The sequence below is a fragment of the Xanthomarina spongicola genome, from assembly GCF_003148645.1.
In the GTDB taxonomy this organism is placed as follows: domain Bacteria; phylum Bacteroidota; class Bacteroidia; order Flavobacteriales; family Flavobacteriaceae; genus Xanthomarina; species Xanthomarina spongicola.
In genome coordinates this window covers 25348-48552 of record NZ_QGGP01000008.1, presented here as the reverse complement: position 1 = coordinate 48552, position 23205 = coordinate 25348, and the positions used below count along the sequence as shown (strand labels likewise).

Sequence of the window (23205 nt, the reverse complement as noted above, 5' to 3'; positions counted from 1 at the left end):
CATTCATACTGTAATATTTCTTATTTAAGAATTAGTTGATATCTAACCTTACAAAATTATTAGGTATAAAAAATATTTTGAATTTAATTTTTTAACACCACTTTTTGGGTTTTTTGTTTCCCATTTTCTAGTACTGCTTTTACTAGGTAGATGCCATCTGAGAAATTGGAGGTGTTAAATGTAGCCTCTAAAGTATTTATTTTTGATTTATTAATCAACTCTCTTCCAAGCATATCAAAAATTAGAATAGACTTAATGTTAATGTTTTTAGATGTTACATAAATATATTCACCATTAGGAGCAGAGATTGTTAATTGAGAATTTAAAATTTCTTCTTCAATACTTAGAGATGTATTTGTGAAACGTAAAATAAAACGGTCGTTAAATACACCACTTTCTGACGTAAAAATATAAGGATCAACTTTTAAATTATGAATGATATTATTGTAAGTGTCTTCTAAAAAGATGTTCTGGTCTGGTGATACAAAAAGTCCATCAATAGTATTGATACCTATAGTATACATGTTGTTCTCAGGTATTTCTATTCCAAGAGGAACAACGTCATTATTGTCAAAAGGGAGAGCCTTACCTTGGATAGCCATTTTTTCTTCATCTATAAGTGAATAGAAACGTGTGCTTGCATCGCTAAGGTCATGACCATCGAATAATCTGTCTTGATTATTAGTAGCACCTTCAATATATCCTATTAAAATTGAAGTAGCCAAGTTGTTAGAATCAATTAAATCCAGCCAAATACGATGGCGTTCAACTTCAACTGTTCTGTAGAATTGATCGTTTCTGTATGTTTCATCTCGCATCGTATTATTGAATATAACAGATTCAGATGTAGAAGGTGTGTTATGATCCATTAATACAAAGAAGGATTGACCTGCACCAATATATCCAGAAAATCCAGCAGGAGCAGACCCTGTATGATTAAATTTTATATAGTCGTTAGGATTGTAATTATAACCAAAGTCTCCATAGAATGGGTCGCCTACAGAGCTACTAGGAGCACTTAAATGTCTCCATAAATATACTGTTCCAGCAATTGTAGTGCTGGCATCATCTATAAGGTCTGAAGCATTTACAGTAATAAATTCACGAGCAGATATAGATGAAGGATAGGGGTTACCAATTAAATTCCAATTATCATCTAAAGCGGTTGCCATAGAAGAACCAGCTCCTGGGTAATTAGCACCAGAATAAGAACCTCTTTGTATTGGCACCGAAATAATACCATTGTTAGGTCTTCCAGTAAATTCTGTAGTTGTTAGTGAAACAGGAGGTGTTGGTGTTGTACCCGAAAGCCCACGAATAATGTATCCTTTTCCAATTTGCATGGTCTCATTAGTAAATACCCATTCACCATAATTGCCTACCCCATTTCCAGAAACCGTTGGGATCCACTTATAAAAGAAATTAGGGTTAGAGCCAGGTGAAATATTTGTAACATTAAAATTTTCTACTGGTGATGACCAATAAATATAATCTAGATTAGTAACGCTAGCTACAGAGCGTTGCATGTTAATTCTACCAGTATTATTGTTGGTGCCTACATCAGTTACTTGTACTAAGTTGGCATTATTACGAACAAGAAAGGTAGCTGTATTGTCTATATCAATCCAATCGGTTACAGTCATGGATGTTCCTGAGTATAATTCAAGTGATGTGTTACTACTAAGAGTTAAATTTTTTGCATACGCTGGATTTGGTGGTGTTGGTAATCCAGGATAGTTTAGTATGGGTTGATTTGCAACATTATCTATATATACACAGTCTAAATCTGTAGGTTTACCTTTTGGTTTCCAATTGTTAATTTCATTCCAGTCTGTATTTACCGATCCTCTCCAAATTTTACCAATGGTAAATTCTGTTGGTGTTCTAGGAGACGAACTATCAGGGCAATTAACCCAAAATGTATAAACACCAGGGGTATTTGTATCTGGTAATCCAGAACCCGAGATTCCAACAGGATTGAAGGCAGCACCAGTACCAATAGGAGAGCCACCAGTTTCATTAGCATACCATTCTACATCGGCAGGAGGGCCTGACACATTCCAAGTAAATGGTCCAGTATGTGTTTCGCTTGTAAAAGCAAATTTTGTTGTTATTAAAGAATAGGGTGTACCTTCAATTAAGTTTGCTGTAATTAAAGGGTTTAAAGATGCGCCATCGTCATCATCTCCTGCAATCCAAGTTCCAGTGGCACAAGATCCAGGAACAAAATTGCCATCGTTTACCACAATATAGCCCATGGCATCAAAATATGGCGAAGGATATTCCATGCTAAACACATAAGTACCAGTTGTGTTTACTGTAAAATTTATTCTATTATAATTTGCAGTGTTAACAGGGTCAAAAGAACAAGGGTCACTACTAGATATAAAGATTGTAGGTTGTAGCGCAATAGGATCTGTACTTGATTGTAAAATTCCGGTTAGTACATTTCCAAGACTTGTAGATCCGGTACATGAATAAATGGCATAAAGATCTTCACTGCTATCTCCTGGGCAACCAAGAGCAACTTGAGTGACGCCTTCTGGAGCTGGTGAGGTTACACAGATACCAAATGTACCATTTGCATTATTTCCTCGTTCCCATACTCGTATATAGACCACATCTCCTGGAGTTAATCCAATACTAGTTATAGAAGGCATCGTACCATTAGCACTACTGTTACTATCGCAATCTAATAAGGTTAAACTATTACAATCGTTACCTAAATATAAAGCCATTCCACCATCAACTAAACCAAAATCTTGCGTATCAACTGTAATTTCTCCAGTTTCATCTACGACAGCATAAAACCATACATCGCCACCTTGATAATTTGCACATCCAGGTGCAGGAACTCCAGATGTTGCAGAAGCACCAGCATTTGTATATATCTCATAGTTGCATATTGGTAAAACTTGAAGCGCTATGGCGTTTGTGCAAAAATTATTAGGAGGAGGTGGAGGAGGTGTACTGATACAAATATTAAAATTTGCTTGAGCTGAAGTGTTTCCAGAACCTCTGCCATATACTCTAACATAATAGGTGTCTCCCACATTTAGACCGACAACTGTGAATATTTCAGGATTACTACTAGTTTCATATATTAAAGAAGAGCAATTTCCACTAGGACTATTGTAAACTCCAGCTGCTAGATTCATGCTTGTACCCACTACAGGGACTATGTCAAGTAATGAAATGCGATGGTTTGTATTAGTTGCAACAAAATAGAACCAAACATCATTGTCTGGTGTGCCTACAACATCATCAGGTTGTGGAGACTGGGTTGCATAAGCTGTGGTTCCAGGAGTAACTACAGTACAATTTAAATCTGGATTTACTGTAAGACCTACTGCGTTTGGGCATTCGTCATTTGGAGGAGAAGGAGGAGAAGGCGTTACACAGATACCAAACGTACCGTTATTATCGTAACCACTTTCCCAAACCCTAATATATATGGTTTCTCCAGGCGTTAAGTCGGTTCTAAGAATATAAGGCATGAGCCCATTAGCACTATCGTTGTCATCACATTCAACGAAAGTTAAAGAACCACAAGTACCAGTATAAATAGCCATACCACCATCTGTCATAACACCAGTTTGAGTATCAATAATTATTCCGCCACTTGCTGGGACTGTTGTAGTAAACCAAACATCTCCACTAACATAATTTCCACAATATGGACCAGCTCCATAAGTTGTGTCTGTTGCTCCATAGTTAGTAAATGTTGAATAAGTACAAGTTGTATTTACAGGTAAGTTAATTGCAGTACAAGGTTCATCATTTGGTGGAGGTGGAGGTGTGTTAGAAAAAATTGAAACACTATCGATACCTGCAGGAGGGTCAAATCCTGAACTTGTATTATTAACCCATTCCACGACAAATCTAAAAACTGTTCCTGCATAAATTGGTGGAACTAATAAGGTAGGAGAAGTAGTCCAGGTGCTACTTCCATTGTAATTTCCTCCTATCTGAACCCTGTCAAAGGATGGGGTTATTGCTGTTCCGTATGTTGGTTGATATGTATTAGGAACCACCCAAATTTTCATTACATCTAATCCGTTTTCACCTTGACAAATCCATTTAAAATCTACAGTAATTTCTGTCTCACCAGCAGGGACAGAAAAGTCTCTATATATATGTGAAGCACGTGCTGGACTAGCAGTATATTTGTGAGGAGGTACAGGAAAACGAGCATTATTAGTAATATAAGCTGAAGCACGACCATCAAATCCAGGTACTGCTCCAATACCAGAAACCCATTGATTTCTAGTGGTACTTGTTGGAGGAAAAGTTACTCTCCATCCGTTTTCAATAAGACTAGGCCCTACATCAAATCCACCACCAAGAGCTGGTGAAAGTAATTCTGTTTGACTAAAAGTATTAGTAAATATAAACCCAAAAATTAATATGAATAAGATTCTAAAATTTTGCATTCTAAATATTCTTGTATCCTTTTTGATATATGAAATGTTTAATTTTTGTTCTTGAAATGTCATTTAAATTAAATTAAAGTAAAATGAATATTTTATAACTAATATCATAATGAGAGAAAGATTGTTATTAAAATTCTTAAAATTTACTTAAGCAATAAAAATATCATAATTTTGTAAGCTTTATAAATATCTGATTCTAAATTCGTTAAAATGATAGAAATAATAGACCAACGAAATATTTGTGTTACTAAGAATGTCTATTTAAAACCAGATTATTTAAATCACCCGTTTATTTCTGGAAACAAATACCGAAAATTAAAGTACAATCTTCTTGAAGCAGAAAAGTTAGATAAGTCAATTTTGTTGACTTTTGGAGGTGCTTTTTCTAATCATATTGCAGCAGTAGCTGCAGCTGGAAAAGAGTTTGGATTTAAAACTATTGGGGTTATTAGAGGAGACGAATTAGCTGATAAAATCTCTAAGAATCCAACATTAACTTTTGCTAAGCAGCAAGGCATGGAATTTTACTTTATTTCTAGAGAATCTTATCGAGAAAAAACGTCTGAAACATTTATTGAGGGTTTAAAATCTAAGCATGGCGATTTTTATTTAATTCCAGAAGGTGGTACTAATAATTTTGCTGTAAAAGGATGCGAAGAAATTTTAACAAAAGCAGATAAAACATTTGATTTTATTTGTTGCTCTGTTGGTACAGGAGGTACAATTAGTGGGCTTATTAATTCTAGTCATTCTAAACAAAAAATTCTTGGTTTTCCAGCTTTAAAAGGTGACTTTTTGCGAGAAGAAATTAGTAAGTTTGCAAATAAATCAAATTGGGAATTAATTAAAGACTATCATTTTGGTGGTTATGCTAAAATAAATACCGAATTAATAAGTTTTATTAATTGGTTTAAAGTAACAAATAACATTCCTTTAGATCCTGTGTATACTGGAAAAATGATGTTTGGAATATACGATTTAATGAAACAAGGTTATTTTCCAAAAGGATCTAAAATTCTGGCAATACACACAGGTGGATTGCAAGGTATTGAAGGTATGAATGCTAAATTAATAAGAAAAGAATATCCAATAATTAATTAAAAATTAATGAGAAAATTTATAGTGCTTTTTGTTTTAAGTGCTTTTGTATTAAGTTGTGGTACGAGTAAAAAAACAAGTTCAAAACGTTCTAAAAACAAAGCAAGAACTGAACGTGTAGTTAAAGATACTAGAACGAAACCAGTATCTCCAAAAGAAGAAACTGTGGAGGTAATTGTTGTTGAAGAAACTCCTAAAAGAGTGCCTAGTTCGATTGAAGATTATATTGCCATTTTTGGGCCAATTGCTCAAGAAGAAATGCGTTTATATCATATTCCTGCCAGTATTACATTAGCACAAGGTATTTTAGAATCAGGTTCTGGGAAAGGTCGATTAGCTGTTGAAGCTAATAATCATTTTGGAATAAAATGTCATGGATGGACAGGAGCTAAAATTTATCATGATGATGATGCCTCTCAAGAGTGTTTTAGAAAATATAATGATGCTAAATATTCTTACCGAGATCATTCGTTATTTTTAACAGGTAGATCTCGTTATTACAAGTTATTTCAATTAGATATAGACGATTATCAATCTTGGGCAAAAGAGTTACGAGCAGCAGGATATGCAACAGATAGAAAATATCCAGATAAGTTAATAAGTTTGATAGAGCGTTATCAATTATACACCTATGATGATGAAGTTTTAGGAGACAAAAAAACTAGAAAAACAACTGTTAAAGCGCAAGATACACATCTAATAGCTAAAGGAGATACTTTATACTCCTTATCCAAAAGATATAATACTACCGTTGAAGAATTAAAAGAAATAAATAACCTAACAAGTAACGATTTAACTATTGGAAATGTCTTAATAGTAAAATCTAATTAATAAGAATAGATTACATGCAATATAAAAGAAGTAGCGCGTTATTTGCTGAAGCAGAAAAAGTTATTCCTGGAGGCGTAAATTCGCCAGTGAGAGCATTTAATGCTGTAGGTGGAACACCAATTTTTATTAAAAAAGCAAAAGGAGCTTATTTAATAGACGAAGACAACAATAAATATATAGATTATATTAATTCTTGGGGACCAATGATATTGGGTCATGCTCACAAACCAGTGGTTGATGCAGTAATTGAAAAAACGAAACTTGGAACTTCTTTTGGAACTCCTACAGAGATAGAAACAAAAATAGCTAAGTTAGCAGTTTCAATGGTGCCAAACATAGATAAAATAAGGTTTGTAAACTCAGGAACTGAAGCATGTATGAGTGCTGTTAGATTGGCTAGAGGATATACAGGAAAAGATAAGATTATAAAATTTGCTGGCTGTTATCATGGTCATAGCGATTCCTTTTTAATACAAGCAGGAAGTGGCGCAGTAACGTTTGGAAGTCCTAATAGTCCTGGAGTTACTAAAGGTACAGCTCAAGACACCTTGTTAGCAAGATTTAATGATATTAAACATGTAGAATCCATTGTAGAAGCCAATAAAAATGATATTGCTTGCATTATTATAGAGCCTGTTGCTGGAAATATGGGTTGTATACCTCCTAAAGAAATCTTTTTACAAAAACTAAGAAGTTTATGCGATGCCAATAACATTTTGCTGATTTTTGATGAGGTTATGACAGGTTTTAGATTAGCAAAAGGTGGCGCTCAAGAACTTTTTGATATATCAGCAGATTTAGTTTGTTTTGGAAAAGTTATAGGTGGAGGATTGCCTGTTGGAGCATTTGCAGGAAGAGCAGAAATTATGAATCATTTAGCTCCTCTAGGACCTGTGTATCAAGCTGGGACATTAAGTGGAAACCCATTAGCCATGGCTGCAGGATTGGCTATGCTTACAGAATTAAATGAAGACAAAGGCATCTATAAGCGTCTTGCTGAAAAAACAGCTTACTTGCATAAAGGCTGTGAAGACGTATTAAATAAATACAAAATACCACATACAATCAATAGAATTGGTTCTATGATCTCCATTCATTTTTCTGAAGCAGAAGTCGTTGATTTTGAAACAGCAGCTAAAGGAAATAACGATAGGTTTAAAGCCTTTTTTCACGGCATGTTAAAAGAAGGTGTATATATTGCACCTAGTGCTTTTGAAACGTGGTTTATTACAGATGCTTTAACTTACGAAGATTTAGATAAAACGATTGCAGCTTGTAATAAAGTTTGTAGTACCTTATAAAATAAAGGCTGTTTAAATTATTTTTAAACAGCCTTTTATTAAATGTCGTTCAGATTATTTTTTTTCTGATTTGTGCATTTTTTGTTTTTGATGCATCTTAGTTTTTTGTTTTTCTCTTCTTTCTTTACTTATTTCCTCCCATTTTTTATATTGATCTTCATTTAAAATGCTCTTCATCTTTTTTTTCATTTCAATTTGACGATCTAATTGCTCATTCTTCATTTTAAGTCGTTCATCTTTTGAAGGTTTTTCTTTTTCAGAAGATTTAGAAGCATTTTCTCTTGCTTCATATTTAGCTTTTCGTTCTTTAGCGTTTTCTAGATTTATTTGTTGAACCTGTTTTTGTTGAACTTCGGTTAAATCTAAATCTAAAGTCATTTGTTTTGTTTGAACTTGAGCCATTTCTTCAGGAGTATAATCCTGCATTTTATTTGCTCTCTCTCTCTTTTCTTGTGCATTAGTTAAGAAACTAAGCGATAAGAATACTATTGCAATTACTTTTTTCATTTTTTCATTTTTAAGATTATAACTATAAGACCAATTAAATGAAAAAAGGTTTAATTACAATTTCTAGAGAGTGTCTAAATACTGGCTAATTAAATCATAACCTTCAGGATGCATCATAGTTGTTCCAATTAATGGCATGCTTACTCCTTGGTAGTAAAAAGACATTCTAGTATCTATATTAATTTTGTCTTCAAATATGTAAGAATCTGCAAAAGGAGTATCGTAAGACAGTCTTAAATAAGATTGATCTCCACAAAAGCCACCATCTGTATGGCAGTGTGCGCAATTCATATCAAAATAAGCTCTAGCACGTTCTTCCAATGTGTAATTTACTGCATCTTCCCAATTTGGTAAAACAGCCACTTGAGATACATCTGTTAAATTGCTTAAATAATTATTAGATATCCAATCTTCCAATTGATTGTTGCCATTTAATGCTCTTAATCTCGGTCCAATAGGAATAATAATATTATTGTTATTATGGCAATCGATACATTGTTGAGCAGAAGGAATAGCGTAATCTACATTTACTGTAGCTCCATTGGTATCTAAATAGCTTACTGCAACATTACTAGTTGTATTGTCTAATACAGCATCAGTTTGATCAGAATTCCATTTATAGTTTCCTAATTCCCAAATGCCATTTTTTAAAATTAAAACACGAGTCTCAATTATTTGCTTTCCTTCAGATTCGTCTCTTTCATTGTTAAGATAGTAGAAGGTTTTAGCCATTACTGTATTGTCTGGGAAATTTGGAAAACCATCGTCTACATATTCCATAGAGGTTCCTTCTGGTAAAGCTAGAATTCTTTGTTTGTAAGCGTAATCTGTAAATAGCGTGGTGTTTAAATTATAAATAAAAGCACGTTCGCTAGGCATAAGATTATTTAATTCTCCTTCAAATAAATTGAGTTCAGATAAATTAGGTAAAAATTCTGGCACCACAAGTGGAGCCGAAGTTACAAAGCTTATAGGTCCTGTGTACATACTCGTGTTAGATGTAGAACAGTTAGCACTTACATATACATCATAAGCTGTATTAGCTGATAAACCAGAAAATAATGCCGTATTATTAGTAACATTTTCAGATGTTCCTGAACCTAAAGTAAATCCAGACAGACCATATTCTAAAGTGTATGAAGTAGCGCTGTTGTTGTCCCACGTTACCGAAGCACTGTCAAAAGTTATGTTGTTTACAGTTACGTTCTGTGGTTGACCACATTGTTCTACAATAACGTCGTCATTATCAGAACATGATATAAACAAAAAGGTTAGGGCTAATAAATAGATTGATTTTTTCATTTTAAGATTAGATATTTGGATGAGTGAAAATAATAAAAATGTTTTATGAAATAGAGAAATTTCGATAAAAATCTGATTTATACTATATATAAACTAAAAATTAATCATAATTGGTAAACAAAAAGTACAAGTTTTTATTTAAATAAAACCCTATTTTTGCTTTATGCATAATACCTTAAAACCATTTGTTTCTGAAAAAGCACTTACTCAAGTCTTAGCGCTTTTGCAACACGATAATTTAACTGTTAAAGTAAAAAATGAAAGGAAAACAAGACATGGAGATTATAAACGATTACCAAATGGAAAACACCAAATAACAATTAATTCTAGCTTAAATAACTATCGATTTTTAATAACATTAATACACGAAATTGCCCATTTTGAAGCCTATAATACTTTTGGAAGATTTATAAAACCTCATGGCAAAGAATGGAAACACACATTTCAAAGGCTTATGTTGCCATTTTTAAATCCAGAAATTTTTCCAATTGACTTACTACCTCTATTGGCAAAACATTTTAAAAATCCTAAAGCAAGTAGCGACACAGATACTGCTTTATCTTTAGCCTTAAAGCAGTTTGATGCACCTAATGATAAAACTTATGTTTTTGAAGTTCCAATTGGAACAACATTCAAACTTTATAACGGGAAAGTTTTCAAAAAAGGAAGTACAAGGACAAAACGTATTGAATGTGTTGAAATAAGTACTGGAAAATTGTATCTTTTCAACCCGAATGCAGAAGTGGAATTGTTAAAATAAAAATGTAATTCACAAGAGAGTTGGAATCCTTCTTTGCATTATCGATTATAATAAAACAAATTGCCACGACCTATAGGTCTCGCAATGACTAATAAAATTTTAATAAAATAGATTCCCTTCTTCAAGGGAATGAAAATAATATTTTCAATGAATAAAAATTATTATGCCATTTTAATGGCTGGAGGAGTAGGGTCGAGATTTTGGCCAGTAAGCACACAAGATTTCCCGAAGCAGTTTCACGACATGCTCGGAACTGGAGATACCTTAATCCAGAAAACATTTCAAAGGTTATCAAATTTAATCCCTAAAGAAAATATCTTCATTTTAACTAATGAACGTTATAACGATTTAGTTTTCGAGCAATTACCAGAAGTCACCAAACGTCAGGTAGTTTTAGAGCCAGCTATGCGTAATACAGCTCCTTGTATTTTGTATGCAGCATTAAAAATTCAGAAGGAAAATAATGATGCAGTTATGATTGTCGCTCCAAGCGATCATTGGATTGAAGACGAACAGGCTTTTACAGATAACGTACAACAGGCTTTTGATTATTGTTCAAAAAACGATGCGTTAATGACTCTAGGAATCAAGCCAACATTTCCAAATACAGGTTATGGTTATATTGAATATAATACGAGCTTTGAAACAGACATTAAACAGGTTAATCAATTTAGAGAAAAACCAGATTATGAAACTGCCAAACAGTTTTTAGAGCAAGGTAATTTTTTATGGAATGCAGGTATTTTTATGTGGCATGTTAAGCATGTAGTTGAAGCATTTAAAAGAAATCAAGAGGAATTATTTCAACTTTTTGAAAAAGGAATTCCAGTTTATAATACTGAAAAGGAAAGCGATTTTATAAACGAAAATTACGGATTGGCAGAAAATATATCAGTTGATTATGCCATTATGGAATCTTCTAAAAATGTATATGTAATTCCAGCAACTTTCGATTGGAATGATCTTGGAACTTGGGGAAGTTTATACGATAAATTAGATAAAGACCAAAACCAGAATGCTGTAGTGAATGCAAGAACTTTATTAGAAGATGCTTCTGGGAACATGATTCGTACTAAAAAAGATAAAGTTGTTGTTGTCGATGGATTGAAAGATTATATAATTGTAGATAAAGAGGAGGTGTTGCTTATCTATCCAAAGACAAAAGAACAAGACATTAAAAAAGTGCTTACAAAAGTAAAGCACACTTTTGGGAATAATTTAGGTTAGATTTAAGTATATTTTATTGCCTATTATCAATTTATATTATTCAATGCGTTTTATTTATATATTCGCATATAGATTATAAACACTAATTACATGGAAGAAAATAAATTCAATTTTTCTGAAGAAGACGAATCAAAAAAAGATCAAGCAATCCAAGATGCTAAGAAAGATCAAGCAGTTGAAGAATCTAAAAAGGCAGTTACTAAAGATGCCAAAGGCTTATTTCAAAACATAAAGCATTTTTTACAAGAATTATTAGACTTTAGAGAAGATACAGACAGAGACGAAACTGTAGAAGCTATAAAAAAAGACATTTCTTTTAAAGGAGCTACAGCTTGGATTTTAGTGTGTTCCATTTTTGTAGCATCTATTGGTTTAAATGCAAACTCGACTGCAGTTGTAATTGGTGCCATGTTAATTTCTCCTCTAATGGGACCTATTTTAGGAATTGGTTTATCTGTAGCAGTTAACGATATCGATACCATGAAAAAATCGTTAATAAACCTAGCAACTATGATTGTGTTGAGTTTATTAACAGCTTTTTTGTTTTTCTGGTTATTTCCATTAAGTGAAGATACTTCAGAACTTTTAGGTAGAGTAAAACCAGATATTCGCGATGTACTAATTGCATTTTTTGGTGGTTCGGCATTAATGATTGCTCGAACAAAAAAAGGAACCATAGCGTCCGTAATTTTTGGTGTTGCCATTGCAACAGCTTTGATGCCTCCATTATGTACAGCAGGTTATGGGTTAGCTAAAGCCAACTGGCCATATTTTTTTGGTGCCATGTACTTATTTACAATTAACACGATATTTATTGCATTAGCAGCATTTGTGGTTCTTAAAGTCTTAAGGTTTCCAATGCTTAAATATGCCAATTCAAAAAAGCGTAAACGAATTGCAAGATTCGCTTCACTACTAGCAGTTATAGTAATGGTTCCAGCTGTTTGGACCTTTATTGAAGTACTTAAAGAAAGTAATTTTTATGTAGATGCTAGAAGTTATGTTGAAAATGAATTGGGAGGTTTAGAGGATTCCGAATATATTAAAAAGAATGTTATTTATAAGTATGATAAGGAAGGATCTTATATCGAATTTAATACTTATGGTTTAAGTGAAGTTCCACAGTCAACAGTAGATTTAATTAAGCATAGAAAAGATGCTTATCCAGCTTTATCAAATACTAGAGTTATATTTAATCAAAGTAGAACAGAGCAGCTAGATAATACGAGATATATGGAACAGTTGCGTTATCGCGACTCTGTAGATTTGATATCCCAATCTCAAAAAATTGAATTTCTTGAAAATAGAGTCAAAGCTCTTGCTTCTTTGGAAAAAAACACCATCCCATTTAATGATGTTGTTAAAGAAGTTAATATAAACTATGAGAATATTACTTCTATAAGTTATGCAAATCGTATTTTAACTTCCGATTTCAAAACGTCGGATACTATATCAGAGTTTTTAGTGAGTTGGGATAATAACAAATTAAATGATGCAGCTATTAAGAAAGAGCAAGATAAAATAGAGCGTTGGTTAAAAGTGAAACTTAAATTAGATACAATAGTAGTTAGGCGTGTAAATTAAATTTTATGATAAAATTCTTCCGAACTATTAGAAGAAAATTGGTTGGAGAAAACAGATTTAATAAACCTGCCTCGCCGGCAGGCAAGTATCTGCTTTATGCTATAGGCGAAATTATCTTGGTAGTTATTGGAATTTTAATTGCACTTCAGATTAACAATTGGAATACCGAAAGACAAAAAAGCGAATTAGAAGTAAAAATATTAAAAGAAATTGAGTCTAATTTAGTTTTTGATCTCTTTGAAATAAGAGAAGATATTTCAATAATGGACAGTTTGAATTTAGCTTCAAAGGATATTATTGAATATTTAAAAGAACATGATACACCTTCAGAAGAGTTTTATTATAATGTAGCAAAAATGAAGGCTGCTCCACATTTTAATCCCAATATGAGTGGTTATGAATTATTAACATCCAAAGGGGTTGAAATTGTTAGGAGTGATAGCTTAAGAATGTCAATCTCAGATTTATATGAGTCTTATTACCCTTATTATGCACAATATGAAAAAGAGCGTATAACATTCAAATCAAATATTATTCAACCTTTCTTTGTAAAGCATTTTAACTGGGAAATAGCTGAAGATAAGTTTTTTTTAACCACACTAACTATCCCTTTAGAAGATTTTCAAAATATCAAAAAAGAGGATGATTTTCTTAAAATAATTCGTGCTGCAGCATTTGAGAATTCATTTGTTCAACTACGTGCTAAGACTTTAGAAGAAAAGGTTATTAAGCTACAAGAGCTTATTTTAAAAGAATTAATGTCAAAAAAATAAGTTTCAAATTATTGTCTCTCTTCCAAATACATTTGGCGTACTTTTTTAAATAACTCAGACGAATAAACAAAATCGGTTACCACTTCGTTATCGGTTTTAAAAATAGTTTCCTTAGAGCCTTCCCAAGCTTTTATACCATCTTTTAAAAACACAATTTTCTCACCTATTTCCATAACAGAATTCATGTCATGAGAATTTATAACAGTTGTAATATTGTACTCTTCTGTGATTTCCTGAATCAAATTATCTATAACAATAGCCGTTTTTGGGTCTAGACCAGAATTAGGCTCATCGCAAAATAAATATTTAGGTTTATTTACAATCGCTCTGGCTATGGCAACTCTTTTTTGCATGCCACCAGAAGCTTCACTAGGCATTTTATTATGTGCATCAGCAAGGTTAACTCGTTTTAAAACAAAATCTGCACGATCTTGCATTTCGCTTAAACTTTGCTTGGTAAACATTCGTAAAGGAAACATAACGTTTTCTAAAATGGTCATAGAGTCAAATAAAGCAGATCCTTGGAATACCATGCCCATTTCAGAACGAAGGTCTCTTCTTTCATTACTATTTAATTCAGAATAAATTTTACCATCATAAGAAATGCTACCTTCTTCTGGATGAAATAAGCCTAGCAAGCATTTTAAAAAGACTGTTTTTCCAGATCCACTTTGCCCTATAACCAAACTGGTTTTACCATTTTCGAAAGAGGTTGAAATACCTTTTAAAATATGAGCTTCTCCAAAGGATTTATGTAAGTTTTGTACTTCTATCATTAGCTCAGTAGTAATTGGGTTAGTATATAGTTTACAAGAATAATAACCACACTAGTCCAAACAAAAGATGTGGTGCTTGCTTTTCCTACTTCTAAAGCTCCACCTTTCATGAAATAGCCATGAAAAGAAGGAATTGTTGCTAAGCAAAATGCAAATACAAAAGTTTTAATAAAAGCATAAGTAATATGAAATGGAATAAAATCCATTTGTATTCCTGTTATATAATCTTCAAGAGTACTAAAACCACCATAAATACATGCAGCCATACCTCCAAGAATTCCTAAAAACATAGCAATTGATATAACAAATGGATATAGCATTAATGCAATAAATTTTGGAAAAACTAAATAGTTAATAGCATTTATTCCCATAACTTCTAACGCATCTATTTGTTCTGTAACACGCATGGTACCTATGCTGGAAGTAATAAAAGAACCTACTTTTCCTGCCATAATAATGGAAATAAATGTTGGAGCAAATTCTAATATAACAGATTGTCTAGTTGCAAAACCAACTAAATATTTTGGAATTAAGGGATTAGTAATATTTAAAGCTGTTTGAATAGTAACAACACCACCAACGAAAAAAGAAATAAAAGCAACAATACCTAGAGAGCCAATTATTAAATCGTCTATGTCTTTAAAGATAAGTATTTTCATAACAGACCATTTGGTTGGTTTGCGAAACATATCTTTAATCATTATAAAATAAGCACCAATATTATGAAGGTATGTCATAAATTATTTTGTTCCTGCTAAAGTATAAAAAACTAAGACTTTTTTAACCTTAATTTTAAATTATGATGTGTTAAAATGCCTATTTTTGAGCAATAATTTGATTTTTAAACAATGAAAAAGTACATTCTTATCTTATTTGTTTTAATAATAAGTATTTCATGTCAGGCTCAAAAGGAAGCTACAGAAAACAAACCAAAGAACATTCAAAAAAATGAAACTCCAAAACTAGTTGTTGGAATAGTTGTAGACCAAATGCGTTACGATTATTTAACACGTTTTTATTCTAAATATGGAGAAGGAGGTTTTAAAAGAATGATGAATGAAGGTTTTAATTGTAAAAACAATCATTTTAATTACATTCCAACAAAAACAGGACCAGGTCATGCTTCCATTTTTACTGGAACTACGCCAAAGTATCATGGCATTATTGGAAACGATTGGTTTGATAAAAACTTATTAGAGAATGTTAATTGTGTTGAAGATAATTCTGTTCAACCTATAGGCACAAGTAGTAAAGACGGAATAAAATCACCTCAAAGATTGCTTACTACAACATTTGCTGATGAAAACAGATTATTTACACAAATGCGAGGTAAAACCATAGGTGTTTCACTTAAACACAGAGGAGCTATTTTGCCAGCTGGTCATACTGCAAATGCTGCCTATTGGTTAGATTATGAACATGATGGAGCAGGTAATTGGATAACCAGTTCGTTTTATATGAATGTTTTACCGAAATGGGTTCAAGAGTTTAATGAATCTACAATAACAGAGTCTTATTTTAAAGAATGGAATACGCTTTATCCAATACAAACTTATACAGAAAGTGGTAGTGATTTAAATTCATTTGAAAGAATTCTTAAGGGAAAAGAAACAGCAACATTTCCATATGATTTAGAAAAATTAAAAAGCTTAAATGGAAATTTTAAAATAATAGCCGAATCTCCTTTCGGAAATAGTTTAACAACAGATTTTGCTCTTGCAGCTATAAATGGAGAGCAATTAGGTCAAGATGAATTTACAGATGTATTAACTATAAGTTATTCGAGTACAGATAAGATTGGTCATGATTATGGCGTAAATGCTAAAGAAACTCAAGACACCTATCTACGTTTAGACTTAGAAATAGAAAGACTTCTAATAGCTTTAGATACTAAAGTAGGTGTTGGTGAATATACAGTCTTTCTAACATCAGATCATGGAGCACCAGATGTGCCAGCATATTTACAATCTGAAAAAATTCCTGCAGGACTTTTTAATGAAAGTACTATGTTAGATGATTTGAATATTTTGCTAGAAAAAGAATATGGTACACCAAATTTGTTATTAAGCCGAATTAATAATCAAATATATTATGATCATAATAAAATTGCAGAAAAAGACTTAGATCTGGAAGATTTAAAAGAGTATGTAGCTTTAGCTTTATTAAAATACGATTTGATTGATAAAGTTTTTATTACTTCTGAAATTAATCTTTTAGAAGACATTAATGGTTATGTAGAAAACATGTTAGCTAATGGTCATAATCAAAAAAGATCTGGAGAGGTTTTGTTTGTATATAAACCAGCTGTTTTTAAAGATACACCTTGGAATAGAACTGGAACAGACCATCATACAGGTTTTAATTACGATACGCATGTACCATTATTATTCTTTGGAAAAGGAATTGTTAATGGATCTTCTGTAAAAAGAACAGAAATTATTGATATAGCACCTACAATTTCAGCATTGTTAGGAATTAGTTTTCCAAATGGTTCTATAGGTATGCCCTTAGAGTTTGTTTTGGAAAACGATTAAATAATTACTTTCTATAAAGAAAATAATTATTTACTAGGTCAATATAGGTTTGTTTAGCTTCATCTTCAGAAATATCTTGAATTTGAAATAAGGCATTAGTTTTAAAAGCATTAATTATAGGTTTACTACTACTAGGTCTGCCATAATCGTTTGTAGCTTTTTTGTAGAAAGCGTAAAGACGCAATAAAAAATCTGCTGGAAAAGGGTCTGTATGATCGTTAATTCGATCTACAGCTTCTTTAAATGCGATATCTAATTCTTCAGAAGTCATTATTTTTCAGCAATGATGCTTTCGCCACCACGTACTTTTTGATTGAGTTGTACTTTAATATTTGTGTCTAAAGGTAGAAATAAATCGACTCTAGACCCAAATTTAATAAATCCAGAATCTTCTCCTTGCAATACAGTTTGATTTACATTGGCATAATTAACAATACGTTTTGCTAAAGCTCCAGCAATTTGTCTATAAAGTACTTTGCCATAGGTTTCATTTTCTACTACAACAGTAGTGCGTTCATTTTCTTCACTTGCTTTTGGATGCCAAGCTACTAAATACTTTCCTTTATGGTATTTGCTAAAAATAACATTTCCACCAATAGGATGTCTTGTAACATGTACATTTATTGGAGACATAAAAACACTAACTTGAAGACGTTTTTCATTAAAAAATTCTTTTTCAAAAACCTCTTCAATAACCACTACTTTTCCATCTACAGGAGACACAACAGTATCGGCATTTCTATGAGTAAAACGTTTAGGGTTCCGGAAGAATTGTAAAATTAGTAATAAAAAAACTAAATAAACAATCATTAATAATGTGCTTAACCAAGTAATAGTTACAAAACTATCTGTAAGCAAAAATAAAGCAACAACTATAATAAGTGTTACTAAAATAATTTTATGACCTTCTTTATGAAACATAGTTTAAAATACGTAAAAACAAATAAATAAAAGGCGCAGCAAAAATAATACTGTCAAACCTGTCTAATAATCCTCCGTGTCCTGGCATAATAATACCACTATCTTTAACATTTGCCTGACGTTTAAATTTCGATTCAATTAAATCGCCTAGCGTACCAAATACACTAATAATAATACTTAGAATTAACCAATTTGAAAAGCTTAAATTAGTTTCTGTAAATGTAGCAATAAAATAGCTTGCAATTGAAGCAAAAAATAAACCTCCTAAAAACCCTTCAACTGTCTTCTTTGGAGAAATGCTTGGAAATAATTTTTGCTTTCCAAAATTCTTTCCAACTAGGTAAGCAAATGTGTCATTTGTCCAAACTAGAATAAATGATCCTAATAAAACTAAAGGACTAAATGTATGATTGTTTGTTGCAATTAAGACCAAGAAAATAAATCCACTTGACAAATAGAAGGTGGTAATAATTATTTTTTTAGAAATAAATAAAGGGATATTCTTTTCAGTAAATAAGTCTTTTATTAAGAGCAATTGAACAAATATGGTTATTACTTGTAATATTTGTGTGGCTTCATTTAAACCTTCTTTAGAATTCATAACAAATTGCCAATAGCCAAAAACTAAATATAAAAAGGTAAAGACTAGAAACGGAATAAATGATTTGTATTGAATAAGTTTTTTAAATTCTGCTAAACAAATAATACCAAAAATATAAAAGAGTATAATGAAAGTGTGTTCGTTGATTAGTGAAACAACTAATAGCGAAACATACAAGAGGCCAGAAAAGGATCTTACAAGAATTTCTTTCATTCTAAAGGTCTTCTAATAGTAGTAAATATAAATTTTTTGAACTACTACCATAAGTCATAAAGTCTTTTTCTTCAAGAGATTTAAAATGTTTTATAGTTGTAATATTTGTTGGGATCTGTTTTTTATTTTTAGATTTAATAACTCTAAGACCCTCTCCAATATTTTCAACAATTTGGCTAGTAGTTGCAAAAACAATAAAATTATCTGGAAGTTCTTTTAATTTTTTTTCAGCAATTTGTCTTGATGAGATAAGTAGCGAACCATCATCAGCTATTAGATTTTCGCAGGTAGTAAGAAAAAAAGTAGCGTTTTCTATTGAGTTAGATTTTGAAAGATTAAAGTTTTTAAATCTGTCTTCCATGTTATTGTCTAGAAAGAGTACTTTTTTATCTTGCCAACTGTTCTCTTCAATAATGTTATTAAGGGAATTGTAAATTTCATCTAAATTTTCACAATACAAGAATTTACCACCATTAGCTTTAAAGTTTATAGTAAACCTTTCATCTACAGGTAGTTTTATTTCTGGCATGTATTTGCCTCTGTCATTTGACTTTAATTCTTCTTCTGATTTTTCAGATTTGGAACCAAAAAGTTTTCTAAAAAGACTCATTTAAGTTAATGCTATTAATCTAAGTATAGTAGGCTTTTTTTCAAATATAAAAAATCTTAAACTAACCAATGGGTTAATTTAAGATTTTTGCTTAACCTTAACAAATATATAAGAGACATTTATTCTTCTTTAGTTTTGTCAAGTTCTTTTTTTTCTTCTTTTAATTCTGTCTTTTCTTCAGCTTTTTTCTCTTCAACCATTTCTTCCTTTTCAAAAGGACGTTTGCCAAATATTTTCTCTAAGTTATCTTTAAAAATAACTTCTTTTTCAAGTAAAACTTCAGCTAATTGGGTTAATTTATCTCTGTTTTCTTCAAGAATTTTAACAGCTCTTTGATATTGTTCTTCAATAATATCTGAAATTTCTTTATCAATTAATTCGGCTGTTTTTTCACTATATGGTTTTGTAAAACCGTATTCATTTTGTCCTGAAGAATCGTAATAAGTTAAATTTCCTATTTTATCACTAAGTCCATAAATAGTAACCATAGCTCTTGCTTGTTTGGTTACTTTTTCTAAATCGCTTAAGGCACCAGTAGAGATTCTATCGAAAATAACTTTTTCAGCAGCACGTCCACCAAGAGCTGCACACATTTCGTCTAACATTTGTTCTGGATGAACAATTAGTCTTTCTTCAGGTAAATACCAAGCAGCACCTAACGATCTTCCACGAGGAACAATAGTTACTTTTACAAGTGGAGCTGCATGTTCTAACATCCAACTTACAGTAGCATGACCAGCTTCATGAAAAGCAATGGCTTTTTTCTCGGCTACAGTCATTATTTTATTTTTCTTTTCAAGACCACCAATAATTCGGTCTACAGCATCTAAGAAATCTTGTTTGTCTACAGCTTTTTTACCTTGTCTTGCAGCAATTAGTGCAGCCTCGTTACAAACATTGGCAATATCTGCTCCAGAGAATCCAGGAGTTTGTTTAGCTAAGAAATCTATATCTAAATCTTTTGCTTTTTTAAGTGGTCTTAAATGAACTTCAAATATTTCTTTACGTTCACGAACATCTGGAAGATCTACAAATATTTGTCTGTCAAAACGTCCAGCACGCATAAGCGCTTTATCTAAAATATCGGCTCTGTTAGTTGCAGCAAGAACAATAACATTTGTGTTTGTGCCAAAACCGTCCATTTCTGTTAATAGTTGGTTTAATGTGTTTTCGCGTTCATCATTACTTCCAGACATGGCATTTTTACCTCTAGCACGACCAATAGCATCAATCTCATCAATAAATATAATGGCAGGTGATTTTTCTTTAGCTTGTTTAAAAAGGTCTCTTACTCTAGAGGCTCCAACTCCTACAAACATTTCAACAAAATCTGATCCAGATAATGAGAAGAAAGGTACTTGAGCTTCTCCAGCTACAGCTTTTGCTAATAAAGTTTTACCTGTTCCTGGAGCTCCAACTAATAAGGCTCCTTTTGGAATTTTACCACCTAAAGAAGTATATTTTTCAGGGTTTTTAAGGAAATCTACTATTTCCTGAACTTCTTCTTTAGCACCTTCTAATCCAGCAACATCTTTAAAGGTTGTTTTAACTTCAGTGTTTTCGTCAAAAAGCTTGGCTTTAGATTTGCCAATATTAAATATTTGGCTGCCACCACCACCAGCTCCACCACCAGACATACGTCTCATGATAAATATCCATACTCCAATTAATAGAATGAAAGGAAGTAAACCAATTAGGAAATCTCCCCAAAGATTTTGTTCTGTTTTATATTCTACTTTTGGTTGAGGGTCTAAATCTTCTTCATTTATAACTTTAGAAATATCATCTTCAAAATTCTGAAGGTCTCCAAACTCAAATTTATAATTAGGTAATTTGGTTGCAGATGGTAATAAAGATGAAGGTTTAGATTTTTTATGAACTTCTTTTAGTTCAGCTTCTGCTGTTAAATAAACTTTTGCTTCTCTTCTATTTACTATTTCAACTTTTTCAACATCACCATTTTTTAAAAATGTCATGAATTGCGATGGTGTTGTAGGTATAGCGTCTTGAAAACTACTACCAGTAAACAATTGCATGGTTAAAAAAACAGCTATAATGATTCCGTAAATCCAGTAAGGACTGAATTTAGGTTTTTTAGGATTTATTTTTTTCTTATTAGTCATTAATTCTTTTTAATAATTTGTTTCAACTACTGTTGTTTTTGCATCTCCCCAAAGACTTTCAATGTCGTAATACTGTCTAATATGTTTTTGAAACACATGTACAACAACATTTACATAATCCATTAAAACCCATTCAGCATTGTCTTCACCTTCAATATGCCAAGGCTTATCTTTTAGTTCTTTACTTACTTTTTTTTGAATGGAATTTACAATGGCATTAACTTGTGTATTCGAAGTACCTTCGCAAATAATAAAGTAGTCGCAGACTGTATTTTCAATATCTCGTAAATCTAGAATATTAATATCTTTTCCTTTTACATCTTCTATTCCACTTATAATTGTTGTTATAAGTTGGTCTGCGTTAGATTCTTTTTTCGCCATTAATTGTATTTAATTTGTGCAAAGTTATTATTTTTTAGTTCTTTATACTCTAAAATTTTCATAAGATTTTACAGTACGAATATAACTATTTATTATGCGTATAATCAAACTTAATGCCATCGACTCTACAAACAGCTATTTAAAGCAGTTAAGTATGGAAGAGTTTATTGCAGATGATACCATAGTAGTGGCAAATTATCAAACTCAAGGTAGAGGGCAAATGGGAACTTCTTGGGTCTCGACAGATTCTAAAAACCTCATGTTTAGTGTCTTTAAGGAAGTTTCATTCTTACCTGCAGAACAGAGTTTCTATATTAGTATAGCAACTTCTTTAGCAATAATTAAAGCCTTAGAGCAGTTTTTAATTCCGAAATTACGAGTTAAATGGCCTAACGACATTTTGTCAGAAAACAAAAAGATATGTGGTGTTTTAATAGAAAATGTCATAAAACAAAGTCATTTAAAGGCAACCATAATTGGTATAGGGTTAAATGTAAATCAAACTGATTTTAACAATCTACCAAAAGCATCGTCTTTACATTTGTTAACAGGTAAAGTATTTGATTTAGATGAAGTGTTACGTGTTATTTTAGAGAACTTAACATTTTATTTTAATCTTTTAAAAGAAGAAAAGTATCAGGAATTAAAAGATACTTATGAAAGTCTTTTATTTAGAAAAGACAAACCTTCAACATTTAAAAATGCTGAAGGTTCTTTATTTTCAGGTTTCATTAAATCGATTTCAAATTCTGGTAATTTACAGGTCTTGTTAGAAGACGACGTTTTAAAAGAATTCGATTTAAAAGAAGTTAGTCTACTATATTAAACTGAGGCAGGAATATTACTAGCTAAGGTTTCAATAAATTTAGATATAGGTCCTTTAATCATCATAGCCATCATAGCATTAAATTCTCCATCAAAAACTAATTGAACTTCACTTTTATTAGATTCAAGTTCTGTAATATGTCCTGTTAAAGAAAAATCTATTTTACCTCCAGCTGCACCTAATATTATTTTATTTGGAGCTACTAATTCTTTTTTCTTAAGTATAATTTCTGGCATTCCTTTTAGAGCAAATAAAAACTTGTCTTCGTCTAAAACTTCAAATTTACTTATGTTTTCAGGCATTAGTTTTTCAAAGTTTTTTACGTCAGATAAGAAGATAAATACATCTTCAGGAGATTTGTTTACTGTTACTGTAGGAGATTCTAAATTCATATTTTTAATTTT

The 23205-nt window shown here is 31.6% G+C and carries 21 protein-coding genes; 9 read left to right on the top strand and 12 right to left on the bottom strand.

Annotated features, from left to right (window positions below; translation table 11 throughout):
- Window positions 1–83: 83 nt before the first annotated feature.
- Window positions 84–4496 carry a T9SS sorting signal type C domain-containing protein gene (locus LX78_RS13085; protein WP_109683217.1) on the bottom strand — a complete coding sequence of 1471 codons (4413 nt, stop codon included), beginning with the start codon at window positions 4494–4496 and terminating at the stop codon, window positions 84–86.
- A gap of 147 nt (window positions 4497–4643) precedes the next feature.
- Between LX78_RS13085 and LX78_RS13080 the strand changes: the two genes are divergently transcribed.
- From LX78_RS13080 to hemL, 3 genes are read left to right on the top strand one after another with little or no spacing between them, the layout of a single operon-like run.
- On the top strand, window positions 4644–5534 hold the full coding sequence (locus LX78_RS13080; RefSeq protein WP_109683216.1) for a 1-aminocyclopropane-1-carboxylate deaminase/D-cysteine desulfhydrase: 891 nt from the start codon (window positions 4644–4646) through the stop codon (window positions 5532–5534).
- 6 nt (window positions 5535–5540) lie between these two features.
- On the top strand, window positions 5541–6362 hold the full coding sequence (locus LX78_RS13075) for a glucosaminidase domain-containing protein (protein ID WP_109683214.1): 822 nt from the start codon (window positions 5541–5543) through the stop codon (window positions 6360–6362).
- A gap of 14 nt (window positions 6363–6376) precedes the next feature.
- Complete coding sequence (gene hemL, locus LX78_RS13070) at window positions 6377–7663, top strand: glutamate-1-semialdehyde 2,1-aminomutase (RefSeq protein WP_109683212.1); 1287 nt, start codon at window positions 6377–6379, stop codon at window positions 7661–7663.
- Between the two features lie 54 nt (window positions 7664–7717).
- Here the strand turns inward: hemL and LX78_RS13065 are convergent, their stop codons facing one another.
- Both LX78_RS13065 and LX78_RS13060 read right to left on the bottom strand, forming a co-directional pair.
- A complete protein-coding gene (locus tag LX78_RS13065; RefSeq protein ID WP_109683210.1) occupies window positions 7718–8170 on the bottom strand; it encodes a hypothetical protein in 453 nt (150 codons plus the stop codon).
- A 63-nt stretch (window positions 8171–8233) separates the two neighbouring features.
- Complete coding sequence (locus LX78_RS13060; protein WP_109683209.1) at window positions 8234–9472, bottom strand: fibronectin type III domain-containing protein; 1239 nt, start codon at window positions 9470–9472, stop codon at window positions 8234–8236.
- Window positions 9473–9635: 163 nt separating this feature from the next.
- On the opposite strand from LX78_RS13060, the gene LX78_RS13055 reads away from it, so the two are divergent.
- The 4 genes from LX78_RS13055 (at window position 9636) to LX78_RS13040 (ending at window position 13816) form a co-directional block, all read left to right on the top strand.
- The gene (locus LX78_RS13055; protein WP_109683207.1) at window positions 9636–10232 is read left to right on the top strand and encodes a SprT-like domain-containing protein; all 597 of its coding nucleotides are present in this window, start codon (window positions 9636–9638) and stop codon (window positions 10230–10232) included.
- Window positions 10233–10379: 147 nt separating this feature from the next.
- Window positions 10380–11459 carry a mannose-1-phosphate guanylyltransferase gene (locus LX78_RS13050; RefSeq protein ID WP_109683205.1) on the top strand — a complete coding sequence of 360 codons (1080 nt, stop codon included), beginning with the start codon at window positions 10380–10382 and terminating at the stop codon, window positions 11457–11459.
- A gap of 90 nt (window positions 11460–11549) precedes the next feature.
- Complete coding sequence (locus tag LX78_RS13045) at window positions 11550–13043, top strand: DUF389 domain-containing protein (protein WP_109683203.1); 1494 nt, start codon at window positions 11550–11552, stop codon at window positions 13041–13043.
- A gap of 5 nt (window positions 13044–13048) precedes the next feature.
- A complete protein-coding gene (locus tag LX78_RS13040; RefSeq protein WP_146192585.1) occupies window positions 13049–13816 on the top strand; it encodes a DUF6090 family protein in 768 nt (255 codons plus the stop codon).
- Between the two features lie 8 nt (window positions 13817–13824).
- On the opposite strand, the gene LX78_RS13035 is transcribed toward LX78_RS13040, so the two are convergent.
- Both LX78_RS13035 and LX78_RS13030 read right to left on the bottom strand, forming a co-directional pair.
- Window positions 13825–14592 carry an ABC transporter ATP-binding protein gene (locus tag LX78_RS13035; protein ID WP_109683199.1) on the bottom strand — a complete coding sequence of 256 codons (768 nt, stop codon included), beginning with the start codon at window positions 14590–14592 and terminating at the stop codon, window positions 13825–13827.
- Complete coding sequence (locus LX78_RS13030; RefSeq protein ID WP_109683197.1) at window positions 14592–15329, bottom strand: MlaE family ABC transporter permease; 738 nt, start codon at window positions 15327–15329, stop codon at window positions 14592–14594. Before LX78_RS13030 ends, LX78_RS13035 begins: the two co-directional genes overlap by 1 nt.
- A 111-nt stretch (window positions 15330–15440) precedes the next feature.
- Between LX78_RS13030 and pafA the strand changes: the two genes are divergently transcribed.
- Window positions 15441–17126, top strand: a complete 1686-nt coding sequence (pafA, locus tag LX78_RS13025) for an alkaline phosphatase PafA (RefSeq protein WP_109683195.1) — start codon at window positions 15441–15443, stop codon at window positions 17124–17126.
- 4 nt (window positions 17127–17130) lie between these two features.
- Here the strand turns inward: pafA and LX78_RS13020 are convergent, their stop codons facing one another.
- The 6 genes from LX78_RS13020 to rsfS all read right to left on the bottom strand — a co-directional run bounded on the left by LX78_RS13020 (window position 17131) and on the right by rsfS (window position 21975).
- A complete protein-coding gene (locus LX78_RS13020; protein WP_109683194.1) occupies window positions 17131–17397 on the bottom strand; it encodes an acyl-CoA-binding protein in 267 nt (88 codons plus the stop codon).
- Window positions 17397–18047, bottom strand: a complete 651-nt coding sequence (locus tag LX78_RS13015) for a phosphatidylserine decarboxylase family protein (protein WP_109683192.1) — start codon at window positions 18045–18047, stop codon at window positions 17397–17399. The genes LX78_RS13020 and LX78_RS13015 overlap by 1 nt, the downstream gene beginning before the upstream one ends.
- A complete protein-coding gene (locus LX78_RS13010; RefSeq protein WP_109683190.1) occupies window positions 18037–18861 on the bottom strand; it encodes a phosphatidate cytidylyltransferase in 825 nt (274 codons plus the stop codon). The genes LX78_RS13015 and LX78_RS13010 overlap by 11 nt, the downstream gene beginning before the upstream one ends.
- Window position 18862: 1 nt before the next feature.
- Window positions 18863–19471 (bottom strand): LUD domain-containing protein, encoded by a 609-nt coding sequence (locus tag LX78_RS13005; RefSeq protein WP_109683188.1) that lies wholly within the window; start codon window positions 19469–19471, stop codon window positions 18863–18865.
- A gap of 119 nt (window positions 19472–19590) precedes the next feature.
- A complete protein-coding gene (gene ftsH, locus LX78_RS13000; protein ID WP_109683186.1) occupies window positions 19591–21594 on the bottom strand; it encodes an ATP-dependent zinc metalloprotease FtsH in 2004 nt (667 codons plus the stop codon).
- A gap of 9 nt (window positions 21595–21603) precedes the next feature.
- Entirely contained in the window at window positions 21604–21975 is a 372-nt protein-coding gene (rsfS, locus tag LX78_RS12995; RefSeq protein WP_109683185.1) for a ribosome silencing factor, read from the bottom strand.
- Window positions 21976–22069: 94 nt separating this feature from the next.
- Between rsfS and LX78_RS12990 the strand changes: the two genes are divergently transcribed.
- Entirely contained in the window at window positions 22070–22801 is a 732-nt protein-coding gene (locus LX78_RS12990; protein ID WP_109683183.1) for a biotin--[acetyl-CoA-carboxylase] ligase, read from the top strand.
- Here LX78_RS12990 and LX78_RS12985 read toward each other — a convergent pair.
- The gene (locus LX78_RS12985; protein WP_109683181.1) at window positions 22798–23193 is read right to left on the bottom strand and encodes an SRPBCC family protein; all 396 of its coding nucleotides are present in this window, start codon (window positions 23191–23193) and stop codon (window positions 22798–22800) included. The two genes, LX78_RS12990 and LX78_RS12985, sit on opposite strands and share 4 nt — an antisense overlap.
- Window positions 23194–23205: the final 12 nt, after the last annotated feature.

What these genes read in the sequence shown, in the direction of transcription:
- LX78_RS13085 (WP_109683217.1), bottom strand. Translation starts at nt 4,496, where the DNA reads ATGACATTTCAAGAACAAAAATTAAACATTTCATATATCAAAAAGGAT.
- LX78_RS13080 (WP_109683216.1), top strand. Translation starts at nt 4,644, where the DNA reads ATGATAGAAATAATAGACCAACGAAATATTTGTGTTACTAAGAATGTC.
- LX78_RS13075 (WP_109683214.1), top strand. Translation starts at nt 5,541, where the DNA reads ATGAGAAAATTTATAGTGCTTTTTGTTTTAAGTGCTTTTGTATTAAGT.
- hemL (WP_109683212.1), top strand. Translation starts at nt 6,377, where the DNA reads ATGCAATATAAAAGAAGTAGCGCGTTATTTGCTGAAGCAGAAAAAGTT.
- LX78_RS13065 (WP_109683210.1), bottom strand. Translation starts at nt 8,170, where the DNA reads ATGAAAAAAGTAATTGCAATAGTATTCTTATCGCTTAGTTTCTTAACT.
- LX78_RS13060 (WP_109683209.1), bottom strand. Translation starts at nt 9,472, where the DNA reads ATGAAAAAATCAATCTATTTATTAGCCCTAACCTTTTTGTTTATATCA.
- LX78_RS13055 (WP_109683207.1), top strand. Translation starts at nt 9,636, where the DNA reads ATGCATAATACCTTAAAACCATTTGTTTCTGAAAAAGCACTTACTCAA.
- LX78_RS13050 (WP_109683205.1), top strand. Translation starts at nt 10,380, where the DNA reads ATGAATAAAAATTATTATGCCATTTTAATGGCTGGAGGAGTAGGGTCG.
- LX78_RS13045 (WP_109683203.1), top strand. Translation starts at nt 11,550, where the DNA reads ATGGAAGAAAATAAATTCAATTTTTCTGAAGAAGACGAATCAAAAAAA.
- LX78_RS13040 (WP_146192585.1), top strand. Translation starts at nt 13,049, where the DNA reads ATGATAAAATTCTTCCGAACTATTAGAAGAAAATTGGTTGGAGAAAAC.
- LX78_RS13035 (WP_109683199.1), bottom strand. Translation starts at nt 14,592, where the DNA reads ATGATAGAAGTACAAAACTTACATAAATCCTTTGGAGAAGCTCATATT.
- LX78_RS13030 (WP_109683197.1), bottom strand. Translation starts at nt 15,329, where the DNA reads ATGACATACCTTCATAATATTGGTGCTTATTTTATAATGATTAAAGAT.
- pafA (WP_109683195.1), top strand. Translation starts at nt 15,441, where the DNA reads ATGAAAAAGTACATTCTTATCTTATTTGTTTTAATAATAAGTATTTCA.
- LX78_RS13020 (WP_109683194.1), bottom strand. Translation starts at nt 17,397, where the DNA reads ATGACTTCTGAAGAATTAGATATCGCATTTAAAGAAGCTGTAGATCGA.
- LX78_RS13015 (WP_109683192.1), bottom strand. Translation starts at nt 18,047, where the DNA reads ATGTTTCATAAAGAAGGTCATAAAATTATTTTAGTAACACTTATTATA.
- LX78_RS13010 (WP_109683190.1), bottom strand. Translation starts at nt 18,861, where the DNA reads ATGAAAGAAATTCTTGTAAGATCCTTTTCTGGCCTCTTGTATGTTTCG.
- LX78_RS13005 (WP_109683188.1), bottom strand. Translation starts at nt 19,471, where the DNA reads ATGAGTCTTTTTAGAAAACTTTTTGGTTCCAAATCTGAAAAATCAGAA.
- ftsH (WP_109683186.1), bottom strand. Translation starts at nt 21,594, where the DNA reads ATGACTAATAAGAAAAAAATAAATCCTAAAAAACCTAAATTCAGTCCT.
- rsfS (WP_109683185.1), bottom strand. Translation starts at nt 21,975, where the DNA reads ATGGCGAAAAAAGAATCTAACGCAGACCAACTTATAACAACAATTATA.
- LX78_RS12990 (WP_109683183.1), top strand. Translation starts at nt 22,070, where the DNA reads ATGCGTATAATCAAACTTAATGCCATCGACTCTACAAACAGCTATTTA.
- LX78_RS12985 (WP_109683181.1), bottom strand. Translation starts at nt 23,193, where the DNA reads ATGAATTTAGAATCTCCTACAGTAACAGTAAACAAATCTCCTGAAGAT.